Source organism: Enterobacter sp. BIDMC109 (genome assembly GCF_001037885.1).
Lineage (GTDB): Bacteria > Pseudomonadota > Gammaproteobacteria > Enterobacterales > Enterobacteriaceae > Enterobacter > Enterobacter hormaechei_C.
In genome coordinates this window covers 2572167-2589452 of sequence record NZ_KQ090002.1, presented here as the reverse complement: position 1 = coordinate 2589452, position 17286 = coordinate 2572167, and the positions used below count along the sequence as shown (strand labels likewise).

Genomic DNA, 17286 nt, shown 5'->3' with positions numbered 1-17286 from the left:
AAGAGGCAAACGGGCAAAGCAGAGGGCATCATGAACGATCCTATGTTTGTCGAAACGCTGATTATCTCCTCATCGTTTTTTATTATCGCGATTATTTTGATTGCTTCCGTGCTGCTGCTGGAAAACGGCTGACCGTTAGCCAGCCGCAGTATTTATTGTTTACGGAACGTCACCAGTTCAGGACGGGCGATACGCAGATAGTCTTGGGTGTCCATAATCACCGACTTTTCCAGCAGGCCGGCGTTAAAGGCGATCTCATCGAAGCGCTCAAACAGCAGCGGATCGGCGACCAGCGTCAGATCCGGATGAAAGCTGAAGGGGGGAATGGCGCCGAAAACGCAGCCGGTAAGCGTATCCACTTCAGCCGGACTGGCGAGCGAGGCCTTTAGCCCACCGAAATGACTGGCCAGCAGGCTCAGATCGGCCTGCCGATCGGCGGCGAGGATTGCCAGAATATGTTTCTTAACACCGTTGCCTTTTACCTTGCAGACCAGTGCTTTTGCACCCTGTCGGAGATCGGTCCCGCGAATTTCACTGACCGCTTCGCATTTCCCAACGGCCTCATGCGCCACCACGCGAAAGCGCGCCTCCTGCTCGGTTAATAAGCTGATTAGCCGCTGATGGGTCGTCGTCCCGATCACGTCATCAGACATAACGATTTCACCTGTGATTTGCCAATACGTAGCTTGCTACATTAGCACGGGACGGAGAGGGCTGAAAGAAAACAGCCAGCGGGTGCGCTGGCTGTTGGGTCATGCGTTGCTGGTGGACGACTGTTTCTGGAACAGTTCCCGGAAGACCGGGTAGATGTCATCCTGGTCACGAATGTGCTGCATCGCAAAGTTATCGAACATCGCTTGCAGATGCTCATACTCACGCCACAACGTCTGGTGGGCGCGACGGGTAATTTCAATATAGCTGTAGTAACGCACCACCGGCAGGATCTTCTTCGCCAGAATTTCATGACACAGCGGCGAGTCATCCGCCCAGTTATCGCCATCCGATGCCTGCGCGGCGTAGATATTCCACTGCGCCGGATCGTAGCGCTCCTTCACCACCTCGTCCATCAGCTTCAGGGCGCTCGACACGATGGTGCCGCCGGTCTCCTGCGAGTAAAAGAACTCATGTTCATCCACCTCTTTCGCCTGAGTGTGATGGCGGATGTAGACCACCTCCACGTTCTTATACGTTCTGCTCAGGAACAGATAGAGCAGAATATAAAAACGCTTAGCCATATCCTTGGTGGCCTGATCCATTGAACCTGATACGTCCATCAGGCAGAACATCACCGCCTGGCTGGAAGGCTCCGGCCGTTTTTCGTAGTTCTTGTAGCGCAGGTCGAACGTGTCGATAAACGGCACCCGGTCGATCTTCGCCCGCAGTTCGGCGATCTCTTTTCGCAGGCGCTCCTCTTCCAGCAGTTGTGCCGGCTCCGTGTTTTCCACCACTTTCAGGCTGGTTTCCAGCTCGCGCAGTTCGCGCCGTTTGCCTGCCGTCATCGCCGTGCGTCGCGCCAGTGAGTTTTGCAGTGAACGCACCACGCTGATGTTGGCGGGCACCCCGTTTGCGGTATAACCCGCGCGATGGGTTTTGTATTCGTTGAGCTGACGGTGCTGATTCTTTCTCAGATTCGGCAGGGCCAGATCCTCAAACAGCAGGTCGAGATATTCGTCTTTTGAAATCTGAAAGACGAACTCGTCCTGGCCTTCACCGTCCTGGCTGGCCTGCCCCTGACCGCTGCCAGAACCGCCGCCTCCGCCTTGGGGCCGCTCGATTCTGTCATTCTGGACGAAGTGGTCATTACCTGGGTGCACGCGATGGCGAAGGCCGCCACGCCCCTGATGAAACATCGGTTCGCTGATGTCATCGTTAGGGATGGAGACGGATTCGCCGCTGTCGACGTCGGTCACCGAGCGTTTGTTGATGGCCTCGGAGATCGACTGTTTAATTTGCGCTTTATAACGGCGCAAGAAGCGCTGGCGATTCACCGTGCTCTTGTTTTTGCCGTTAAGACGCCGGTCAATAAACCAGGTCATATATCCCCCGTACTGCATTTGCCAACTTGCAGCGTCCGTAAGTGCCGGACATTTTGTTGGCCCGGTAAGCGCGTTACCGGGCACTTGTTTTAAGACGATTTACGCACGCGCAGATACCATTCACAGAGCAGGCGGACCTGTTTGCGGGTATAGCCTTTCTCCATCATACGGTCGACAAAATCGTCGTGCTTATTCTGCTCGTCGGTTGAGGTTTTGGCGTTGAACGAGATGACCGGCAACAGCTCTTCCGTGTTAGAGAACATTTTCTTCTCTATAACCGTGCGCAGTTTTTCGTAGCTGGTCCAGTTCGGATTGCGGCCATTGTTATGTGCTCTGGCGCGCAGCACGAAGTTCACAATCTCGTTTCGGAAGTCTTTCGGGTTGCTGATCCCGGCTGGCTTCTCAATTTTTTCCAGCTCTGCGTTCAGGGATTCACGGTCAAACAACTGGCCGGTATCCGGGTCGCGGTACTCCTGATCCTGGATCCAGAAGTCAGCGTAGGTGACGTACCGGTCGAAGATGTTCTGGCCGTATTCAGAATAGGATTCCAGGTAGGCGGTCTGGATCTCTTTGCCGATAAACTCGGCGTATTTTGGGATCAGGTAGCCTTTCAGGAACTCCAGGTAGCGTTCAGCCTGCTCCTGTGGGAATTGTTCACGTTCAATTTGCTGTTCCAGCACGTAGAACAGATGAACCGGGTTGGCGGCCACTTCCGCGTGGTCGAAGTTAAAGACGCGGGAGAGGATCTTAAACGCGAAACGCGTCGACAGACCGTTCATCCCTTCGTCGACCCCGGCGTAATCGCGGTATTCCTGGTACGATTTCGCTTTCGGGTCGGTATCCTTCAGGCTTTCGCCGTCATACACGCGCATTTTTGAGTAGATGCTGGAGTTTTCCGGCTCTTTCAGGCGCGACAGGATCGAGAAGCGCGACAGCGTTTCCAGCGTTCCCGGTGCGCAAGGGGCATGAACCAGCTCACTGTGGTTGAGCAGTTTTTCGTAAATCTTGATCTCCTCGGAGATCCGCAGGCAATAAGGCACTTTGACGATGTACACGCGGTCAAGGAACGCCTCATTGTTTTTGTTGTTACGGAAGGTCACCCATTCAGATTCGTTAGAGTGGGCAAGGATAATCCCGTTAAACGGCAGGGCGGAAATACCTTCCGTCCCGTTGTAGTTCCCTTCCTGGGTGGCGGTCAGTAGCGGATGCAGCACTTTGATCGGTGCTTTAAACATCTCGACAAATTCCATAATCCCCTGGTTGGCGCGGCACAGCGCACCGGAATAACCGTAGGCATCCGGGTCGTTTTGCGCGTGATGCTCCAGCTTACGGATATCGACTTTACCCACCAGCGCCGAGATATCCTGGTTGTTCTCGTCACCGGGTTCAGTTTTAGCGATGGCGATCTGCTCGAGGATAGACGGCCACACTTTCACGACGCGGAACTTGGTGATGTCCCCGCCGAACTCGTGCAGACGTTTTGCCGCCCACGGCGACATGATCGTACCGAGATAGCGATGCGGAATGCCAAACTCTTTTTCCAGAATTTGCGCATCCTCTTGCGGATTAAACAGGCACAGCGGATGGTCATTGACCGGGCTGCGTTCGCCGTTGGCGCTCAGCACATAGATCGGCACGCGCTGCATCAGCGCTTTCAGCCGTTCAGCCAGGGAGGATTTACCCCCACCGACAGGACCCAGCAGGTAAAGGATCTGTTTCTTCTCTTCCAGCCCCTGAGCGGCATGCTTCAGGTAGGAGACGATCTGCTCAATGGCGTCTTCCATGCCATAGAACTCTTCAAACGCCGGGTATCGGGCGACCACCCGATTCGAAAATAGACGGGAAAGCCGTGGCTCCAGGGCAGTATCAACCATGTTTGGCTCACCAATAGCCATCAATAGCCGTTCTGCCGCATTGGCATAGGCACTGCGATCTTGCCGACAAATGGTAAGAAACTCCTGCAGTGTGAACTCTTCGTCCTTGGCAGCTTCGTAGCGCTGGCGATAGTGATCGAATATATTCATGGCATGCCGTCCTTTCGTTTTTAGCACAGGATAAGAGCCGTTCGTATGAGTAGTGGAGGCTCCCGGAAGAGAATTTTTCGCACCTCACTGCCAGAGCAGCAACCTGTGTGCCAGGTCGAAGGCTATGAACCGCAGGGTGTTCAGCAAAACCTCTTCTTAAATTAAAGCGTAGATGGCAATTGCAAAACTTGCATACGGATAAAATCTACTTTCAATGACATATCAATAACTCATCCAAAAATTTCCACTGCGGTTATAAGCGAAAAGTGGGTTTTTCATTTATCGGTCACATAAATGAAAGCGGGATGTCATCTGAAAAATGAAAAATAACGGGTTAATCAAACGGATTAGCGCGCAAAAAATTTTGGGATGTACGGGAATGGCGGTTACACTTCACCCGCTGATTATTTGACTACAGGAAAGAATGGATTGTGACCAAACTCAAACTTCTGGCATTGGGCATCCTTGCCGCTACCGCAGCGAGCACCGTACAGGCTGAGAGCCAGTGGACTGTTGGCGCGGGTGCTGGCGTGATTAACAGCCCGTACAAGCAGTATGACCGCGACGTTTATCCTGTCCCCGTTGTCACCTATGAAGGCGATAACTTCTGGTTCCGTGGGTTGGGCGGTGGCTACTATCTGTGGAACGATACGGCCGATAAGCTCTCCATCATGGCCTATTACGATCCAACGCACTTTAAACCAGGCGACAGCGACAGCAATGCGCTTCGTCAGCTGGACAAACGCAGAAGCTCACTGATGGCGGGGCTTTCTTACGTCCATAATACCGAGTATGGCTTCCTGCGCACTGCGCTGGCGGGCGATACCCTGGACAACAGCAACGGCTTCATCTGGGATCTGGCGTGGCTTTATCGCTATACCAACGGCGCAGTGACGCTGACGCCGGGTATCGGTGTGCAGTACAGCAGCGAGAATTACAACGACTACTACTATGGCGTGTCTAAAGCGGAGTCTCGCCGCAGTGGTCTGAAGAGCTACAGCGCGGATGATGGCTGGGACCCGTACCTGGAACTCACCGCCTCGTATAACTTCCTCGGTGACTGGAATGTGTACGGTACTGGCCGTTACATTCGTCTGAGCGATGAAGTGAAAGACAGCCCGATGGTCGACAAGTCCTGGTCTGGCATCTTCTCCGTGGGTGTGACCTACAAGTTCTGACCAGAACGTGATGCATTAAAACGGGGCGCTAGCGCCCCGTTTGTTTTTTATGATGCCTGAACAATATTAGCGCTTCACAATCTTGATCGTCTGGCCTAAGCGGGACGGTTTTTCTTCGCTGGTTTTCTGCGGCGCGGTCACGCACGCGGTTTCCACGCACACGAAGGTCTTGTAACCGTCATCCGGGATATCCGCCATGCTGACGGAAAGGGCAGGGCCCGGGTTCCAGCCCACCACGTTGCTGTGGTGGTGATGAACCACATCAATACCGCGGTTCAGCGCGCTGTCGTGGATGACGCTACAGGCTTCCGGGTGCAGATACACGCGGTCGGTACGATCCGGGAAAGTCTGCACGCCGTCGTCCAGCTTGCCTTCTTTCGCGTTATCCACTTTGTCGATAAAGGTATCGCCAAGTCCGCTCACCTTAACGGCCTGAATGTCGCCTACGTTGAAATAGGTGTGCAGGGCGGACGTTGTTTCAAATTCGCCGTGCGCTTCCAGTTCAATCTCGCAGGTTTTACCCAGCTTGAAGCGGGCATACAGGGTGAACTCGTGTGGCCACAGGGCACGCGTTTCATCATTCGCCTGGAGTTCAAAGGTCAACACCGCACCGTTTTCATCTTCGTTGTGGGCTTTCAGCGTCCACTGCTGGTTACGGGCGAAACCGTGTGAGGGTAAACCCTGCTGCGCTGACGGGCCAAACCATGGCCAGCAGATCGGTACGCCGCCGCGGATCGCCGCCCCTTTTTTGAACGAGGTGGCCTCGCTCAGCCACAGGCCTTCTTCTTCACCTTCTGGTTTCCAGGAGAGCAGGTGGGCGCCATTGAGCGCTACGGAGGCTTTAACGCGCGGATGATCAACGACGATGATATCAGCACCGTCGATCTGACGGCGGGAGATCACAGGGGTAAGTTGTTCGACTACCGGAAGTGCAAAAATTTTATTAATCATTAAGCAATCCTCTGTCTAAAAACAATAAAAAAGGCGACCGAAGTCGCCTTTTAGGATCAAGCACTCATCTCAACTTATTTGGAGATGTGAGCGATCAGGTCCAGTACTTTGTTAGAGTAGCCAGTTTCGTTGTCGTACCAGGAAACCAGTTTCACGAAGTTGTCGTTCAGTGCGATACCTGCTTTAGCATCGAACACGGAAGTGCACACTTCGCCGTTGAAATCGGTAGATACAACGTCGTCTTCGGTGTAACCCAGAACGCCTTTCATTGGGCCTTCGGAAGCAGCTTTGATTGCTTTCTTAATTTCTTCATAAGAAGCAGCTTTTTCCAGACGAACGGTCAGGTCAACAACGGATACGTTAGGAGTTGGAACGCGGAACGCCATACCAGTCAGTTTGCCATTCAGTTCTGGCAGTACTTTACCTACTGCTTTAGCAGCACCGGTAGAAGATGGGATGATGTTCTGAGCCGCGCCACGGCCGCCGCGCCAGTCTTTGTGAGACGGGCCATCAACGGTTTTCTGAGTAGCGGTGGTTGCGTGAACGGTAGTCATCAGACCTTCGATGATGCCGAAGTTGTCGTTGATAACTTTAGCCAGCGGTGCCAGGCAGTTGGTGGTGCAGGATGCGTTGGAAACGATGTCCTGGCCAGCGTAAGTTTCGAAGTTTGCACCGCGAACGAACATTGGGGTGTTGTCTTTGGAAGGACCAGTCAGAACAACTTTCTTCGCACCCGCAGTGATGTGTTTACGTGCAGTTTCGTCGGTCAGGAAGATACCGGTAGCTTCAGCTACAACGTCAACACCGATTTCGTTCCATTTCAGGTTAGCTGGGTCTTTCTCAGCAGTAACGCGGATGGTTTTGCCATTAACAACCAGGTGGCCGTCTTTCACTTCAACGGTGCCGTCGAAACGACCGTGAGTTGAGTCGTACTTCAGCATGTACGCCATGTATTCAGCGTCCAGGAGATCGTTGATACCAACGATTTCGATGTCAGAACGTTTCTGAGCAGCACGGAAAACAATACGGCCGATACGGCCAAAACCGTTGATACCTACTTTGATAGTCATATATTCCACCAGCTATTTGTTAGTGAATAAAAGGTTGCCTGTAAAATTACAAAAACCTTACGCAGCGTCAAGCGGAATCGTGTCAATCATTGCGACAAATCAATCCTGTGACTAACGTTTGTGCGACTGACTCGCCTCACTTTCCCTTTGAGCTAGCAACCACATGGGGGCTGCGCCCGGAATTTTAAAGGCCTCGCAGGATTAAAATGTGAAATTGATCACAATTGCCTGACCGCCTTTTCGCGACACATAAGTTTAGAACAAAAGTGCACGCGCGGGTGTTAATGTTTTGTTAGAATCTGGGTTAAAAGATGTCTGTTTCAACAGCGAGATGTAAGCATATGTCGAACCAACGTAACCCCGACGATTTGAAAAAAAACCTTACAGAGATGCAGTTTTACGTGACGCAAAATCACGGCACAGAACCGCCGTTTTCCGGGCGTTTGCTGCACAATAAACGGGAAGGCGTCTACCACTGCCTGGTGTGTGATGCACCGCTGTTTAACTCCCAGACGAAGTACGATTCTGGCTGCGGCTGGCCGAGCTTTTACGAGCCTGTCAGCGATGATGCGATCCGCTACCTGACGGACACCTCGCACGGCATGGTGCGCACCGAAATTCGCTGCGGGAACTGTGACGCCCATCTCGGGCATGTCTTCCCGGATGGCCCGCAGCCGACGGGGGAGCGTTTCTGTGTAAATTCGGCTTCCATGAGCTTTACCGATGATGAAAACGGCGACCATACCAAGGGTTGAAAAAACGATTCAGCAAATTATTCCTTTGAAAGGGAGAGATCATGAATATTGATGACATGATTGCAGGTATGACCCCGGAGGTTTATCAGCGTCTGGTAACGGCCGTTGAGCTGGGAAAATGGCCGGACGGTGTGGCGCTCACACCTGAGCAAAAAGAGAACAGTTTGCAGCTGGTGATGCTGTGGCAGGCGCGTCACAATACCGACGCCCAGCACATGACCATCGACACTAACGGTCAGATGGTGATGAAAAGCAAGCGCGAGCTGAAAGAAGAGTTCGGCATCGCGCCGAAGCCGATTGCGACCTTCAAATAAAGCTCCCATGTAGGCCGGGTAAGCGCTAGCGCCACCCGGCACACTACATCTTAGTGCGGGATCCCAAGCGACTCCGCCAGCTGTTTCGCGAGCTGGTTTTCGTCGTCAGCACCGTACTCCCAGAACATGGCGCCAGCCAGACCTTTCTCCTTAATGTAATCCGCTTTGATCGCCACGGAGCGCGGGTTCTCATAGGAAATCGCAAACAGCGCCTTCCCGTCGGCGGATTTCACCGACAGCCACGGCACCTTCGCCTGTTCGTCCCAGTGCTCGGTAAAGCGTTTCTGCGGATCGTTCAGCAGCTTGCGGACGATATCGTTGTATTTCACATAGGTATCTTTGGTCAGATCATAGCCAAGCGATTTGAACAGGCCCAGTTCCTGCGGCCCGAAGTAGGGCTGCGTCACCGGATTGTTCTGCGCGTCCGATTTGCTCCAGTCGATACCCGGTTCAACGGCGCGCTTCGGCACGCGCCCATAGAAACCAATTCCGAGGTTCATCTGCTGCGGCTTCAGCCCGGCGGCCAGATAGTTATTCACCACAAAATCGACGCTGTACTTGTCTGCGGCAGCCACCGTTGGCCAGGCGCTGGAGTCATACAGATTCGCGTTAAAATACTGAGTACCGTACGCCATGTCGTAGGTCATCAGGTTGATGTAATCGAGCAGGGGGGCAATGGCTTTCACATCCACCCAGCTTTTCGGACTTTCCGCATTCGCGCCCACCGCAATCGTGACCAGCTTTTTCTTACCAAACGCGTCACGCATCTCTTTTAACAGCGCGGTGAAATTATCCCGGTCGGCAGGGGTGCTCTCGACCAGTCCCCACGCGCCGTTGACCGGATATTCCCAGTCCAGGTCGATCCCGTCCAGGCCGTATTTACTGACGATCTCCTGTGCGGAGCGAATAAATACCGCGCGACTCTCTTTGGTTGCCGCTGCGCCAGAAAAACCACGCGCCCCCCAGCCGCCAACGGAAAGCAGGACTTTCAGGTTCGGGTTTTGTTTACGAAGCTGAGGAAGCAACGCCAGATCGGATGCCACCTTAGATGATAACCAGATTTGATGCAGTTTTGCCGGATCTTTCAGCGCGGCGTTGGTTTCGTTTTTCTCGTTGTTATAAACCAGACCAAACGAGTAGTTGAGGTGGGTGATCTGGCGGACGTCGAGTTTATTAATATCGCCACCCGGTCCGGCGGTAACATCGCCACCGCCATTGAAGTAACCCACGGACATCAGGGGCGCGGCGGAAGCCAGTGACGCGCAAAGCAAGGGTAATGCTGCCAGCAAGGGCAAACGTTTCATATAATTTCCTCTTTGACTGAATAAAAATAACCACGCCACAGAAAAGGCGTGGCGAAAAAACAGCCTGAAGAGAATAGCATCGCCGTTTCGCTTGTGATGCGAGGGAGTTCACTTTATGGGGATTGGGGAAGAAATGCCGGGTGGCGCTGACGCTTACCCGGTCTACAAAACCAGAGAAAGTAGGCCGGGTAAGGCTAAGCCGTCACCCGGCTAAAAAGCTTACGCCTGCGTCTCCATCCAGTCAGCCAGCGTATACAGCGTTGCGCCTTCTGCGGCCATATCCATAAACGCCTGAGCGCTGTCATGCGGCTGAATATTCACCCCGCGACAGCCGTCGGTGATGACATTCACGGTATAGCCCAACTGGAGCGCATCCAGCACGGTGAACTTCACGCAGTAATCCGTCGCCAGGCCCAGCACAATCAGCTCGGTGATCTCATGGTGGCGCAACCACGCGTCCAGCGCCGTCTTCTGACGATGACCGTTATCAAAGAACGCGCTGTAGCTGTCGATGGTTGGGTTTTCACCTTTGTGGAACACCGCGTCGATGGCCTTCTGGTTCAGCAGCGGATGCAGCTCAGCGCCTTCCGTCTGCTGCACGCAGTGATCGGGCCAGAAGGTTTGCGCCAGCCCGTCCAGTTCGCCCTGGCTGTAAGGCTCAACGTTGTGCTGGCTGGCAAAGCTGCCGTGGTTTGCCGGATGCCAGTCCTGACTCGCCACCACCGCTTCACCACGAGCTTTACACCACTCAATCAGCGAATTCGCGACGTCTACGGTGCTGTCGCCTTCGGCAACGGCCAGCGCACCGCCCGCACAGAAATCATTTTGCAAATCGACCAGTAACAGGGCGCGTTGCTTCATGGGACCTCCTTATTCGTCCGGCGTCAGTTCACCGCGCAGGTTTTGCATCATGGCGCGGCGAATGGAATCAATATCCAGATCCTGACTCAGTAAATAGTGAAGTTTAGTCAGCGTTGCCTCAACGGTCATATCGAAACCACTGATCACGCCAGCGTGCGCCAGGGCATTACCGGTGGCGTAGCCGCCCATATTGACTTTGCCGGACATACACTGGGTGAGGTTGACCACCACAATCCCGCGATCGCTCGCCTCCTGAAGCTCTTTCAGGAATTCACCGTTCTGCGGGGCGTTACCCACACCATAGGAGCGCAGGATCAGCGCCTTCACCGGCTGGCGCAGGAAGTTGCGCACCACGTCGGCGGAAATACCCGGATAAATCGTCACCACGCCGATCGGCTGCGGGGTGATCGGGTGAACGATCAGTTCGCCTGCGGTATTTGGCGCGGGCGGCGTGCCCAGACGACGGATATGGATCCCCGCTTCCAGCAGCGGTTGCAGGTTAGGTGAGGCAAAAGCGTCAAAGCCATCGGCGTGCGCTTTAGTGGTACGGTTCCCGCGGTACAGCCGGTTGTTGAAGAACAGCGTTACCTCGTTGATCGGGTAATTAGCGGCCACGTACAGGGAGTTAAGCAGGTTGATCTGCCCGTCTGAACGCAGTTCCGCCAGCGGGATCTGCGAGCCGGTCACGATGACGGGCTTGCTCAGGTTCTCCAGCATGAAGGAGAGCGCCGAGGCGGTGAACGCCATGGTGTCGGTGCCGTGCAGGATCACGAAGCCGTCGTACTGGTCGTAATGGGCTTTAATATCGTCCGCAATATGCTGCCAGTCTTCCGGCGTCATGTCGGAGGAGTCCATCAGCGGCTCATATTCGTGGATGGTAAAGTCCGGCATTTCCGGACGGTGGAATTCAGGCATCAGCGCCAGCTGGCGCTGTAAGTGGCCGGAAACCGGGATATAGCCATTTTCTGAGCGCTGCATACCGATGGTACCGCCGGTATAGGCGACATAAATTGATTTCTTCTGCATGGTAATGAGTTCTTGTTCTTCAAAAGAAAAAATCCCCTCTTCACGGGAAGAGGGGACGGTTTTTAACGCACGTTCGCACAGGTCAGGCAAAACGCGTAGCGGCTTTGTGGATCATTAAAGGCTGCGAGCTTGTCGCTCTCTGCTCTCATGGCTTTCGCCGCGGTCGCCACCGGCGCCGGCAGATAAGCCTGAAGCGCGTCCGGCAGCATGGCACGAACGGAGCCGGACATGCTGTCCATGACCATATCGAAGAACGTTGGTTCGTCCTGATAATAGTCCACGTGCCACTGCTTGAGCTTCGCCAGCTCCGCCGCTTTCTTCACGGCGTCGTCGAAGTCACCCAGGCTGTCTACCAGGCCGTTGCTCTTCGCGTCCTGGCCGGTCCAGACGTGGCCCTGAGCGATCTGGTCAATCTGATCGGGCGTCTTTTTACGGGAGTCCGCAACCAGCGTGATGAAACGTTTATAGCCACTCTCAATGCTGAGCTGCATCATCTCAGACACCTCAGGCGGCAGGGATTTGGTGACGGACACATCCGCCAGCGGCGAGGTGGAAACGCCGTCGGTGTGGACGCCGAGATAATCCAGGCTGTTCTCTACGGTGTTGATCACGCCGAAGATGCCAATCGAGCCGGTCAGCGTGCTTGGGTTAGCCACAATGTAGTTGGCTGGCGTCGAGATCCAGTACCCCCCGGAAGCCGCCATGCCGCCCATCGATACCACTACCGGCTTGCCCGCGGCGCGCGCGGCGGCCAGTTCAGCACGTATCACTTCAGAGGCGCTGACGCTGCCGCCAGGGCTGTTCACTCGCAGGACAATCGCCTTCACTTTCGGATCCAGGCGCGCATCGCGGATCTGCGACGCGGTGGTGTCCCCGCCGACGTTCCCCGGCGTTTCTTCGCCATCCATAATGGCCCCGTTAGCAAACACCACGGCGATGCTGTCACCACTGTCGTCCGGCTTTTTCGCGGCGTAGTCATACATGCTGATGGCGCTGTAGTTTTTATCCTCTTTACTCCAGCCGAACTGTTTGGTCAGCGCTTTTTCAATTTCAGCGCTGGAACCCAGCTGATCGACCAGTTTGTTATCAAGCGCGTATTTCGCTGTATCGCCGTCCACCTTGCGCAGGCCGTCCAGCACGCCGCGCGCGCCCGGGAAGACCTGCTCAGCGGTAATCTGACGGTTAGCGGCAATGGTGCCGAGGTAGTTCTGCCACAGCTCGCCAATCCAGCGGCTGTCCGCTTCACGGGCGGCAGGGGACATATCATCGCGGATAAACGGCTCCACGGCTGATTTATAGGTCCCGACGCGGAAGACGTGGGTGGTGACCTTCAGCTTGTCGAGCAGCGATTTGTAGTACAGACCGTTAGTGGCAAAGCCATGCAGATCGACCGTGCCCTGTGGCGACAGCCAGATCTTATTGGCAAAGCTCGCCAGATAATATTGTCCCTGGGTGTAGCTGTCGCCAATGGCAATAACCGGTTTACCGCTGTCGCGGAATTCGCGCAGCGCTTTACCGATGTACTGCATTGACGGCTGATCGGCGCCGGCAAAATCTTTCAGGTCCAGCACGATACCGGTAATGTTACGATCGTCTTTAGCCTGACGGATGGTGTCGACGATATCAAACAGGGAGTTTTCCTGAAGACGGTCTGACGTTGCGCCGAACAGCTGGCGACCAATCACGCCCAGACGGTTGCTGGTCGATGGCTTATCAACAATCACCCCGGTGATATCGAGTAACAGCGCGCCGCGCGTCGAATGCTGCGACTGGTTTGCATTGCTGATATGCATCCAGATACCTGCGCATACCAGGACCAGGAAGATGAAGAAGATGTTCATCACCAGGTTGCGGACGAAGTTGAGCAGTCGCCACGTCCATTTAAAGAAACCGGCAAAGATTCGCCAAAGGGTTCGCATGTATTCTCCCTAACCAGAAAAGGACTGTTTCCGTCGCCACGGGACGGTAATGTGCGGTTATCGTAATGACCCAACCGCCACTTGTCAGCAGGAATCGCCTGCCACGCTGTAACAAATTCTGCTGTCGTGTTAATTTTGTGAGTAAATTTCATGAAAGGAGTTAACCAATGGACGCACTTGAACTGCTTGTTAACCGTCGTAGCGCTTCCCGCCTGGCCGAACCGGCACCCGTCGGCGAGCAGCTGGAAAACATTCTGCGTGCCGGAATGCGTGCGCCGGACCATGGCACATTGCAGCCGTGGCACTTCTTTATCATTGAAGGCGAAGGGCGCGACCGCTTCAGCCAGCTGCTGGAGCAGGGGGCTGTTGCCGCAGGCCAGGATGAGAAGGGGATTGATAAAGCCCGCAACGCGCCGTTCCGTGCGCCGATGATCATCGCGGTAGTCGCAAAATGTCAGGCCGATCATAAAGTGCCGGTCTGGGAGCAGGAGATGTCTGCCGGTTGCGCGGTAATGGCAATGCAGATGGCCGCCGTCGCGCAGGGCTTTAACGGCATCTGGCGTACCGGGCCGCTGACCGGGAGCACCGCCGTGCGGGAAGGTTTCTCCTGCGGCGAACAGGATAAAATTGTCGGCTTCCTCTATCTCGGCACCCCGCAGCTTAAAGCTTCCAGCACCATTAGCGTGCCGGACACCACGCCTTTCGTCAGCCGTTTTTAATCACCCGCGCTAAACTGTCTGGATTCTGAGCATCCGCCGCAGAATTCAGACAGTCATACTTACCTCTTTATGGAATGAGCGCTACCATAGCGCGATTGAGATGACAGGAGACGTCCATGAGCGAGCAAACCATTCGTTTAACGCAATACAGCCACGGAGCCGGTTGCGGTTGTAAAATTTCCCCGAAAGTGCTGGAGACCATCCTGCACAGTGAGCAGGCGAAGTTTGTCGACCCGAACCTGCTTGTCGGTAACGAAACGCGTGACGATGCAGCGGTTTATGACCTGGGTAACGGCACCAGCATTATCAGCACCACTGACTTCTTTATGCCGATTGTCGACAACCCGTTCGACTTCGGGCGCATTGCGGCCACCAACGCCATCAGCGATATCTTTGCGATGGGCGGTAAACCGATTATGGCGATCGCCATTCTGGGCTGGCCGATTAACACCCTCCCGCCGGAGATTGCCCGCGACGTGATCGAAGGCGGACGCTTTGCCTGCCAGCAGGCGGGTATTGCCCTGGCCGGTGGTCACTCTATCGATGCGCCGGAGCCGATCTTCGGCCTGGCCGTCACCGGCGTGGTGCCGACCGAGCGCGTGAAGCGCAACAGCACCGCGCAGGCGGGCTGCAAGCTGTTCCTCACTAAGCCGCTGGGCATTGGCGTACTGACCACTGCCGAGAAGAAATCCCTGCTGAAGCCCGAGCATATCGGTCTGGCAACGGAAGTGATGTGCCAGATGAACCTCGCCGGTGCGGCATTCGCCAATATCGACGGCGTGAAGGCCATGACCGACGTGACCGGTTTTGGTCTGCTGGGGCACCTCTCTGAAGTCTGTCAGGGCGCGGGCGTGCAGGCGCAGGTCTGGTATCAGGATGTGCCTAAGCTGCCGGGCGTGGAAGAGTACATTGCTCAGGGCGCAGTGCCGGGCGGGACGCAGCGCAACTTCGCCAGCTACGGCCATTTAATGGGCGAAATGCCGGAAGCGTGGCGTAACCTGCTGTGCGATCCGCAAACCTCCGGCGGCCTGCTGCTGGCGGTGACGCCGGAAGCTGAAGCTGACGTTCAGGCGACGGCTGCCGAGTTTGGCATCACCCTTACGGCCATTGGTGAGCTGGTGACCGCCCGCGGTGGTCGACCGATGATTGAGATCCGTTAATTCGATGCGGTTGTTTATTGCCGAAAAGCCGAGTCTGGCGCGTGCCATCGCCGATGTGCTGCCCAGGCCGCATCGCAAAGGCGACGGCTTTATCGAATGCGGTAACGGGCAGGTGGTCACCTGGTGTATCGGTCACCTGCTTGAACAGGCGCAGCCGGATGTCTACGACAGCCGCTACGCCCGCTGGAATCTCAACGATCTGCCGATTGTGCCGGAAAAGTGGCGTCTCCAACCGCGTCCTTCCGTCACCAAACAGCTCAACGTCATTAAGCGCTTCCTGCATGAGGCGACGGAAGTGGTCCACGCGGGTGACCCGGACAGGGAAGGGCAACTGCTGGTCGATGAAGTGCTGGACTACCTGGAGCTGGCGCCGGAAAAGCGCCAGCAGGTGCAGCGCTGCCTGATCAACGACCTCAACCCTCAGGCGGTAGAGCGGGCCATTTCACGCCTGCGCGCCAACAGCGAATTTATTCCCCTGTGTGTCTCCGCGCTGGCGCGTGCCCGTGCGGACTGGCTATACGGGATCAACATGACCCGCGCCTACACCATTCTCGGGCGCAACGCGGGTTATCAGGGCGTACTCTCCGTCGGTCGTGTCCAGACACCGGTGCTGGGGCTGGTGGTGCGTCGCGACGAAGAGATCGAAAATTTCGTCGCCAAAGACTTCTTCGAAGTCAAAGCGCATATCGTCACGCCGAAAGACGAACGCTTTACCGCCGTCTGGCAGCCAAGCGATGCCTGTGAGTCATATCAGGACGAAGAGGGACGGCTGCTGCATCGCCCGCTGGCGGAGCACGTGGTCAACCGCATTACCGGCCAGCCCGCAATCGTCACCAGCTATAACGACAAACGGGAAACGGAGCCCGCACCGCTGCCGTTCTCCCTTTCGGCGTTGCAGATTGAGGCGGCTAAGCGCTTTGGTCTTAGCGCGCAGAACGTGCTCGATATCTGCCAGAAGCTCTACGAAACCCACAAGCTGATCACCTATCCGCGTTCGGACAGCCGCTATCTGCCGGAAGAACACTTCGCCGGACGCCACTCGGTGATGAATGCCATTGGCGTCCATGCGCCGGATCTGTTGCCGCAGCCGGCGGTAAACCCGGATACCCATAACCGCTGCTGGGACGATAAAAAAGTCGATGCTCACCACGCGATAATCCCGACGGCGCGCACCAGCAACGTCAACCTGACCGACAACGAAGCAAAGGTCTATAACCTGATCGCACGTCAGTATCTGATGCAGTTCTGCCCGGACGCGGTGTTCCGCAAGTGCGTTATTGAACTGGAGATTGCCAAAGGCAAATTTATCGCCAAAGCGCGTTTCCTCGCGGAAGCGGGCTGGCGCACGCTGCTCGGCAACAAAGAGCGTGACGAAGAGAACGACGGCACGCCGCTGCCGGTCGTGGCCAAAGGCGACGAACTGCTGTGCGAGAAGGGCGAAGTGGTTGAACGACAAACCCAGCCGCCGCGCCACTTCACCGATGCGACGCTGCTGTCGGCCATGACCGGCATCGCCCGTTTTGTGCAGGATAAAGATCTGAAGAAGATCTTGCGCGCCACCGACGGTCTGGGTACGGAGGCGACCCGCGCGGGAATTATCGAATTACTGTTCAAGCGTGGTTTCCTTGAGAAGAAGGGGCGTTACATCCACTCAACAGAGCCGGGACGGGCGCTCATCCACTCCCTCCCTGAACTGGCGGCCAGACCGGACATGACCGCGCACTGGGAGTCGGTGCTGACGCAGATCAGCGAAAAGCAGTGCCGTTATCAGGACTTTATGCAGCCGCTGGTAGGGACGCTTTATCAGCTGATTGACCAGGCGCGCAGTACGCCAGTGAAGCGATTCCGGGGAATGGTCGCCCCGGGCGGCGGGGCGAAGAAACCGTTCAAAAAGAAGAAAAGCGCAGCCAAAAATACAAACGCTTAAACCGTAGGCCGGGTAAGGCGAAGCCGCCACCCGGCAAGAAGG

At 55.6% G+C, this 17286-nt stretch carries 16 protein-coding genes; 7 read left to right on the top strand and 9 right to left on the bottom strand.

Annotation, left to right across the window (positions count from 1 at the left end; all coding sequences use genetic code 11):
• The first annotated feature begins 30 nt into the window (after positions 1 to 30).
• Positions 31 to 132, top strand: coding sequence for a small membrane protein YoaI (yoaI, locus tag SK62_RS23190; RefSeq protein WP_017384693.1), 102 nt, complete (start codon positions 31 to 33; stop codon positions 130 to 132).
• A 20-nt stretch (positions 133 to 152) separates the two neighbouring features.
• Here yoaI and SK62_RS12270 read toward each other — a convergent pair whose 3' ends face one another.
• From SK62_RS12270 to yeaG, 3 genes are all read right to left on the bottom strand, one after another.
• On the bottom strand, positions 153 to 653 hold the full coding sequence (locus SK62_RS12270) for a YbaK/prolyl-tRNA synthetase associated domain-containing protein (RefSeq protein ID WP_047719371.1): 501 nt from the start codon (positions 651 to 653) through the stop codon (positions 153 to 155).
• A gap of 99 nt (positions 654 to 752) precedes the next feature.
• The gene (locus SK62_RS12265; protein ID WP_017384692.1) at positions 753 to 2036 is read right to left on the bottom strand and encodes a YeaH/YhbH family protein; all 1284 of its coding nucleotides are present in this window, start codon (positions 2034 to 2036) and stop codon (positions 753 to 755) included.
• 89 nt (positions 2037 to 2125) lie between these two features.
• Positions 2126 to 4060, bottom strand: a complete 1935-nt coding sequence (yeaG, locus tag SK62_RS12260) for a protein kinase YeaG (protein ID WP_048249578.1) — start codon at positions 4058 to 4060, stop codon at positions 2126 to 2128.
• A 431-nt stretch (positions 4061 to 4491) separates the two neighbouring features.
• On the opposite strand from yeaG, the gene SK62_RS12255 reads away from it, so the two are divergent.
• The gene (locus tag SK62_RS12255; protein ID WP_017384691.1) at positions 4492 to 5238 is read left to right on the top strand and encodes a MipA/OmpV family protein; all 747 of its coding nucleotides are present in this window, start codon (positions 4492 to 4494) and stop codon (positions 5236 to 5238) included.
• A 66-nt stretch (positions 5239 to 5304) separates the two neighbouring features.
• On the opposite strand, the gene SK62_RS12250 is transcribed toward SK62_RS12255, so the two are convergent.
• Complete coding sequence (locus tag SK62_RS12250; RefSeq protein WP_017693612.1) at positions 5305 to 6189, bottom strand: D-hexose-6-phosphate mutarotase; 885 nt, start codon at positions 6187 to 6189, stop codon at positions 5305 to 5307.
• A gap of 74 nt (positions 6190 to 6263) precedes the next feature.
• Complete coding sequence (gene gapA / locus SK62_RS12245; RefSeq protein ID WP_006809136.1) at positions 6264 to 7259, bottom strand: glyceraldehyde-3-phosphate dehydrogenase; 996 nt, start codon at positions 7257 to 7259, stop codon at positions 6264 to 6266.
• 341 nt (positions 7260 to 7600) lie between these two features.
• On the opposite strand from gapA, the gene msrB reads away from it, so the two are divergent.
• Both msrB and SK62_RS12235 read left to right on the top strand, forming a co-directional pair.
• Positions 7601 to 8014, top strand: a complete 414-nt coding sequence (msrB, locus tag SK62_RS12240) for a peptide-methionine (R)-S-oxide reductase MsrB (protein WP_017384689.1) — start codon at positions 7601 to 7603, stop codon at positions 8012 to 8014.
• Positions 8015 to 8055: 41 nt separating this feature from the next.
• The gene (locus tag SK62_RS12235; RefSeq protein ID WP_017384688.1) at positions 8056 to 8328 is read left to right on the top strand and encodes a YeaC family protein; all 273 of its coding nucleotides are present in this window, start codon (positions 8056 to 8058) and stop codon (positions 8326 to 8328) included.
• Positions 8329 to 8378: 50 nt separating this feature from the next.
• Here the strand turns inward: SK62_RS12235 and SK62_RS12230 are convergent, their stop codons facing one another.
• From SK62_RS12230 to sppA, 4 genes are all read right to left on the bottom strand, one after another.
• Entirely contained in the window at positions 8379 to 9632 is a 1254-nt protein-coding gene (locus tag SK62_RS12230) for a chitinase ChiD (protein WP_017693611.1), read from the bottom strand.
• A gap of 219 nt (positions 9633 to 9851) precedes the next feature.
• A complete protein-coding gene (pncA, locus tag SK62_RS12225) occupies positions 9852 to 10493 on the bottom strand; it encodes a bifunctional nicotinamidase/pyrazinamidase (RefSeq protein ID WP_017384686.1) in 642 nt (213 codons plus the stop codon).
• 9 nt (positions 10494 to 10502) lie between these two features.
• On the bottom strand, positions 10503 to 11519 hold the full coding sequence (ansA, locus tag SK62_RS12220) for an asparaginase (protein ID WP_023303507.1): 1017 nt from the start codon (positions 11517 to 11519) through the stop codon (positions 10503 to 10505).
• A 62-nt stretch (positions 11520 to 11581) separates the two neighbouring features.
• A complete protein-coding gene (gene sppA, locus SK62_RS12215; protein ID WP_045141479.1) occupies positions 11582 to 13438 on the bottom strand; it encodes a signal peptide peptidase SppA in 1857 nt (618 codons plus the stop codon).
• A 167-nt stretch (positions 13439 to 13605) separates the two neighbouring features.
• On the opposite strand from sppA, the gene SK62_RS12210 reads away from it, so the two are divergent.
• The 3 genes from SK62_RS12210 (at position 13606) to SK62_RS12200 (ending at position 17244) form a co-directional block, all read left to right on the top strand.
• Positions 13606 to 14157: an NAD(P)H nitroreductase gene (locus tag SK62_RS12210; RefSeq protein ID WP_039271074.1), complete on the top strand. Its 552-nt coding sequence runs from the start codon at positions 13606 to 13608 to the stop codon at positions 14155 to 14157.
• Between the two features lie 116 nt (positions 14158 to 14273).
• Positions 14274 to 15317 (top strand): selenide, water dikinase SelD, encoded by a 1044-nt coding sequence (gene selD / locus SK62_RS12205; protein WP_017384682.1) that lies wholly within the window; start codon positions 14274 to 14276, stop codon positions 15315 to 15317.
• A gap of 4 nt (positions 15318 to 15321) precedes the next feature.
• A complete protein-coding gene (locus tag SK62_RS12200) occupies positions 15322 to 17244 on the top strand; it encodes a DNA topoisomerase III (protein ID WP_047719381.1) in 1923 nt (640 codons plus the stop codon).
• The last annotated feature ends 42 nt before the right edge of the window (positions 17245 to 17286 follow it).